Here is a 6,503-nt window from a genome sequence, read left to right as displayed (position 1 = left end):
ACATAGTAAGTTTCTATAGAACAAAACCCCAACTCTAAGTTGGGGTTTTGCTCTTATATAACTAATGAGTTTTAGATGCTAAATCCTAGTGTAAATACAAAAGCACTATTAATAGTATTAATAGATGAACTATTAGTAAAACCAACATCATAAAATTGTTGATTTCGAGATTGCTCACTTCTAGAGTATGCTAAATCAAATGTGTAGTTGCCAAAATTGTAGCCAAGACCTAATGAGAAACCAGTAATGTCACCAACTGTAATTTCATCTTGATAAGGACTTTCCTCAAAGTGATACCCTCCTCTAAGACTAAAATTTTGAATTTTATACTCACCACCTAATCTATAGGAAGATACTGCTTTTAGGTTGTTTTCAATAGATGTATTTAATGTAGAGAACAAAATATCGTTACTAGGTCTAAATTTAATGTTTGAATAATCTTTATACGAATAATCAAAACTTAAAAGCCCTTTTTTTCCAAATACATACGCAGCACTAGCGCTAATTTTTCCTGGAGTTGTAAGGTTGTAGTTTTCAAAAATATTAATCACTCTTGGGTCGACAATTTGAGTTATTTGTTGACCGTTTTCTGTTCTTTCGGTTTCTAGGTATTGGGAGGTCTCTTCAGAAATTTCATACCATGTTGGAGTATCATAGGTTGCTCCAATTCTAAGCTCATTTGTTACTTTATATATCGCTCCAATTTGTGCCGAAAATCCAGCTCCAGTTGTTGCTAAGTTGTTCTGAAATCCAATTTGATTAATAGTGCTACCAGCATTAGAGTTTCTTTCCTCAAAAAAAGTACTTTCATTGTATTCAAAATAATGAGAGTTTAAGTTTATTCCGAAGTATAAATTATCTTCATATTGAGTTGCAACATTAAATGAAAACTTACCATTATAGCCATTTGACAACAATGCATAATCTTGGTTAAAGTTTCCGCCTGTAACATTCGATGAGTAGGAGGTGTTATTTGGGTTGTCATCTACAGGATCGAATATAAAACCTTGAAAACCTAAAAATGCATTTTGTGCTGAAATACCTTCAGATTCACCTAAGAAAGAATACAAATCATCTATTGTCTCTCCAGGTCTTAGCTCTAATAAATCTAATGGTATGCCTTGAGCCTGGGCTAAAAAGAAATCACTTATGGAATTAGAACTAGTGCCCTGTACAAATAACTCGTCATCAAAATTTCTTGTGTTGTTATAATTAAGTCCTAAGGATATTTTTCGCCAGGGAGATTCTTCATTAGCATTAGGAAAAACAAAAACTAACCCTCCTTGATTAACACTTATATCTGTATCAAAACTAGAGGTTGAAGTGTTAAAGTAAGTAGCCTCGTTCTCTTTATCTAGAACACCAAGAGAAATTGCAGCAGAATTATTTAAAAAAATAGCACTACTTGCAGGGTTTATGTTTATTGCAGAAAGATCCCCGCCTAGGGCTCCAAATGCACCGCTCATGGCTTGAAACCTTGCAGATCCATTTATCTGTTCTTGAGAATATCGTAAGCCATCAAAAATATTTTGTGCTTGGGAATAAGTCATAGCAATACTTGCTACGATAAAGAAAATTAGTTTCTTTTTCATATTAAATACTTTACTTAATAAAAGTTAATTGAAAATTTTATCCTCTACCACCACGACCTCTAGAGCTCCCACCTCTCGATGAACCACCTCTGGTAGCACCAGAAGATCTACTTGAGCTAGAACTCCTAACGCTCCCTCTACTACTTCTTGAATTTGAAGGTCTTGAGTATGAGGGTCTTGATGTTCTTGAATTATTTCTAATGCTTCTAGAATTATTATTACGAGAATTAGAATTTCTTATAGTTCTTGAATTGTTATTTCTTCTAATATTTCTAGAGTTTGTGATATTTCTTGTAGCTCTAGAATTCGCTCTTCTCATATTTTCAGAACGAGAGTAAGAATTTCTTCTAGTAGAAGTGTTTGATCTATTAGTATAATTTGTTCTACCCCTAGATGCATAATCAACATTTCTTCTGCCTCTATTGTAGGCTACAGCATTGTTGTAATATCCTCCATAGTAACCACCTCCATAATAGAAATTATTGTAAAAACCACCAAAACAATAAGGATTACCCCAGCCCCAGCCGTTGTAGAATCCCCAGCCATAATTCCAACCCCATGGTCTATACCAGTTATTGTAAAATCCGTAATTCCAACCCCAGCCATTATAAAAGCCCCAGTTGTTCCAGCCATTATTGTATATGTTTACAGTTACCTCTCCACCATTGGTTCCCCATCCACCATAGTCTTCTTCATATTCCCTCTCTTCTATAACAATTGTTCCGTCTTCGGCTAAAGTTTCTGAAGTTGAATACGCTTCTATATCTGTAAAAATGGCTCCTTCTTCAGGGAGGTTTTCAAAATCCTTATCTTTTGACGCAAAATATTGCTTGTAATAATTTGAATTAGGGGAGACTTCAACTTCTTCTTCATAAGCAGTCCTAGTTTCGGTCTCATAGATACCATCTTGGCTAGCAGCACCATTGTAATAAGTCCCACATGAACTCAAAACTAAAGCTAATAGAGCACTAGCCGCTATAGTTATTGAATTTATATTGAATGTATTTTTAGTTTGCATAATGGTACGATTTAATTGTTGAACATCTGAAAAATAATTAGTTTTGCCGAGACAATCTAATATTTAATATACTTTTAATATAGTCACAACATTTGTGCCAAACCTCCAACTATGGCTAAAAACTTAACAACACGAAGTGAAGATTACTCAAAATGGTACAATGAGCTTGTAATCAAGGCAGATTTGGCCGAAAATTCTGGAGTTCGTGGCTGTATGGTTATCAAACCTTACGGTTTTGCAATTTGGGAAAGAATGCAAGCAGAATTAGACAGAATGTTTAAGGAAACAGGACATCAAAACGCATATTTCCCTTTGTTTATTCCAAAATCCTATTTTAGTAAAGAAGCAAGTCATGTAGATGGTTTCGCTAAAGAATGTGCAGTAGTTACTCATTATAGGTTAAAGAATGATGAAAATGGTGGTATAGTTGTAGATGAAGATGCAAAGCTTGAAGAGGAGTTAATTGTTCGTCCTACTTCAGAAACTATTATATGGGACACTTATAGAAAATGGATACAATCTTACAGAGATCTTCCGCTTCTCATAAATCAATGGGCTAATGTTGTGCGTTGGGAAATGCGTACTCGTTTGTTTTTACGTACAGCAGAATTTTTATGGCAAGAGGGACACACAGCCCATGCTACTGAAAAAGAAGCTCTTGCTGAAGCAGAGCAAATGATTAATGTTTATGCAGATTTTGCTGAAAATTTTATGGCAGTTCCTGTTATAAAAGGATTTAAAACAGAAAGTGAGCGCTTCGCTGGAGCACTAGAAACTTATTGTATAGAAGCATTGATGCAAGATGGTAAGGCGTTACAAGCCGGTACCTCTCACTTTTTAGGACAAAATTTCGCAAAGGCATTTGATGTAAAATTTGCTACAAAAGAAGGGAAACAAGAACATGTTTGGGCTACTTCTTGGGGGGTTTCTACAAGGCTTATGGGAGCTTTAATTATGACGCATAGTGATGACAATGGATTGGTATTACCACCTAATCTTGCTCCAGACCAAGTTGTGATAGTTCCAATTTATAGAAGTGATGAACAATTTGAAGCGGTTAGTGAAGTTGCAAAAAGACTTGTGACTGAATTAAGAAGTAAAGGTGTTAGGGTAAAATTTGATAATAGAGATACACATAAACCCGGTTGGAAGTTTAATGAATATGAATTAAAAGGAGTTCCAGTACGTATCGCAATTGGACCAAAGGATGTTGAAAAGGGGACAGTTGAAATAGCCAGAAGAGATACTTTGTCTAAAGAGTTTATTGATATGAGCTCTGTTTCAGAAAAAGTTATTGCCTTGCTGGATGAAATTCAAACTAACTTGTACACAAAAGCTTCTAATTTTAGAAAAGAAAATATAACTAGTGTAGAAAGTTATGACGAATTTAAAAAAGTGTTAGAAGATAAAGGAGGATTTATCTCTGCGCATTGGGATGGAACTCCTGAAACTGAAGAGCGTATTAAAAAAGAAACAAAGGCTACTATTAGGTGTATACCTTTAGATGCTGTTGAAGAGCTAGGGGCTTGTGTAGTTACAGGTAAACCATCTCAAAAAAGGGTACTTTTTGCAAAGGCATATTAATTTTTTAAAAAAAGTTATTTTAGTATTTGCGACATTTAAAAATAGTTGTATTTTTGCATCCGCAATTAAAAACTAATGGTCCGTTCGTCTAGGGGTTAGGACGCCAGGTTTTCATCCTGGTAACAGGGGTTCGATTCCCCTACGGACTACAAAATTGAACTAATATAATAAACATGGCGAATCACAAGTCAGCATTAAAGAGAATCAGAAATAGCGAAACAAAGCGTTTACGTAATCGTTACCAACATAAGACGACACGTAATGCTATGAAAAAGCTTCAAGAACTTACGGATAAGAAAGAGGCTGAAAAGTTATTTCCTTCTGTGGTTTCAATGATAGATAAGTTAGCTAAAAAGAATATTATACATTCTAACAAAGCTGCTAACCTAAAATCTAATATGGCTAAGCACGTAGCTTCTCTGTAAAAAAGAATTTGGTTCAAAAAATTTAAAAACTCTTTCAGTTTTCTGAAAGAGTTTTTTTTTTAGATATAACTTATAATAAAAAGAGTGATTATTAATAAAGCACTCTTTTTATTTATGATTTATTTACTAAAATTAACCTAGGAAAGGATATTTGTAATCTACTGGAGTAACAAATGTCTCTTTTATCATTCTTGGAGAGATCCACCTGTATAGGTTTAATTTACTTCCGGCTTTATCATTAGTACCACTTCCTCTTGCACCACCAAAAGGTTGTTGTCCAACAACTGCTCCAGTTGGTTTGTCATTTATATAAAAGTTTCCTGCAGCATTCTCTAATGCTTTTACTGCTGTTTCTAAAGCGTATCTGTCTTCACTAAATACAGCTCCAGTAAGTGCGTATTCTCCAGTTTCGTCAACTAGCTTTAATGTTTCTTCCCACGCCTCATCTTCATAGATGTAAATAGTTACTACTGGTCCAAATAATTCTGTACACATAGTAGTGTACTTAGGGTTTTCTGTAACAATAACAGTTGGGTCAATAAAATATCCTTTAGATTTATCGTAGGTTCCTCCTGCAATAATCTCTGCATCATTATCTTTTTTTGCTTGATCAATATAACCAGCAAGTTTGTCAAAAGAACCTTCGTGTATAACTGCTGTTATAAAGTTTTCCATATTCTCAGGAGAACCTATTTTAAATGAGTTGATGTCAGCTACAAGATATTTTTTTACATCTTCCCAAATGCTTTTAGGGATATAACATCTACTTGCTGCACTACATTTTTGCCCTTGAAATTCAAAAGCACCTCTAGCAATAGCAGTAGCTACTTGTTTTGGATTAGAAGTCTTATGTGCAACTATAAAATCTTTACCTCCAGTTTCTCCAACTATTCTTGGGTAAGTTTTGTACTTATGGATATTACTTCCAATTTGTTGCCAAAGATTTTTAAAAACTGTTGTAGATCCTGTAAAGTGGAGTCCGCTAAAGTCTGGACTTTCTAATACAGTATCAGTAATCATTACTGGATCACCCATAACCATATTAATAACACCATCTGGCACACCAGCTTCTCTAAATACATCTAATACTACTTTTGCAGAATATACTTGACTATCACTTGGTTTCCAAATTACAACATTACCCATAAGAGCCGCACTTGCGGGTAGATTTCCAGCAATAGCGGTAAAGTTAAATGGAGTTATGGCGTATACAAAGCCCTCAAGAGGTCTATATTCTAATCTATTCCAAGCACCAGAAGTTGATTCTGGTTGTTCATGGTAAATTTCAGTCATAAACTGAACATTAAAACGTAAAAAGTCTATAAGCTCACAAGCTGAATCAATTTCTGCTTGATGAATTGTTTTAGATTGCGCTAACATTGTAGCCGCATTAATCTTAGCTCTGTAAGGCCCTGCAATAAGTTCAGCAGCTCTAAGAAATATACCTGCTCTTTGTTCCCAAGGCATTTTTGACCATTTTTTTCTAGCTTCAATTGAGGAACTAATTGCCTCTTCAATATGAGATTTGTCTGCCTTGTGGTAAACGCCAAGGTTATGCTGGTGGTCATGTGGAGGATTCATACTAGCTGTATTGCCAGTCTTAATATCTTTTCCATTAATATATAGTGGGACTTCGATAGTCTCATTATACATCTCTTTATAAGTTTTTAAAACTCTTTCTCGCTCTGACGAACCTGGTGCATATGATAATATTGGTTCATTAACTGCTATTGGAACTTCAAAAAAACCTTTTCCCATATTTATTGTTTTTGTTTCCTTTTCGGAATTCGTTATTAATTTTTCACAAAGGTAGTTATATGCTTTTGTCTTTAAAAATCTAGTAACTACTAAGATATATTTTTAAAAAGTAAGAAGCCCCCTTTG

Annotated in this window: 5 protein-coding genes and 1 tRNA gene; 3 read left to right on the top strand and 3 right to left on the bottom strand. The window is 34.5% G+C overall.

Annotated elements, in window-relative coordinates; all coding sequences use genetic code 11:
* Nucleotides 1-71: 71 nt before the first annotated feature.
* A complete protein-coding gene (locus tag RM538_RS13295; RefSeq protein ID WP_311333930.1) occupies nt 72-1,592 on the bottom strand; it encodes an OmpP1/FadL family transporter in 1,521 nt (506 codons plus the stop codon).
* Between the two features lie 37 nt (nt 1,593-1,629).
* Nucleotides 1,630-2,610 carry a hypothetical protein gene (locus RM538_RS13290; protein ID WP_311333929.1) on the bottom strand — a complete coding sequence of 327 codons (981 nt, stop codon included), beginning with the start codon at nt 2,608-2,610 and terminating at the stop codon, nt 1,630-1,632.
* Nucleotides 2,611-2,721: 111 nt separating this feature from the next.
* On the opposite strand from RM538_RS13290, the gene proS reads away from it, so the two are divergent.
* The 3 genes from proS (at nt 2,722) to rpsT (ending at nt 4,619) form a co-directional block, all read left to right on the top strand.
* Nucleotides 2,722-4,194: a proline--tRNA ligase gene (proS, locus tag RM538_RS13285; RefSeq protein WP_311333928.1), complete on the top strand. Its 1,473-nt coding sequence runs from the start codon at nt 2,722-2,724 to the stop codon at nt 4,192-4,194.
* A gap of 77 nt (nt 4,195-4,271) precedes the next feature.
* Nucleotides 4,272-4,343 (top strand) — tRNA-Glu (locus RM538_RS13280).
* Between the two features lie 24 nt (nt 4,344-4,367).
* On the top strand, nt 4,368-4,619 hold the full coding sequence (gene rpsT / locus RM538_RS13275) for a 30S ribosomal protein S20 (RefSeq protein WP_311333927.1): 252 nt from the start codon (nt 4,368-4,370) through the stop codon (nt 4,617-4,619).
* Nucleotides 4,620-4,751: 132 nt separating this feature from the next.
* On the opposite strand, the gene pruA is transcribed toward rpsT, so the two are convergent.
* On the bottom strand, nt 4,752-6,377 hold the full coding sequence (gene pruA, locus RM538_RS13270) for an L-glutamate gamma-semialdehyde dehydrogenase (RefSeq protein WP_311333926.1): 1,626 nt from the start codon (nt 6,375-6,377) through the stop codon (nt 4,752-4,754).
* Between the last annotated feature and the right edge of the window lie 126 nt (nt 6,378-6,503).

Source organism: Patiriisocius hiemis (genome assembly GCF_031846325.1).
In the GTDB taxonomy this organism is placed as follows: domain Bacteria; phylum Bacteroidota; class Bacteroidia; order Flavobacteriales; family Flavobacteriaceae; genus Patiriisocius_A; species Patiriisocius_A hiemis.
The sequence above is the reverse complement of the archived record's forward strand: the minus strand, read 5'-3'. Positions and strand labels throughout refer to the sequence as shown.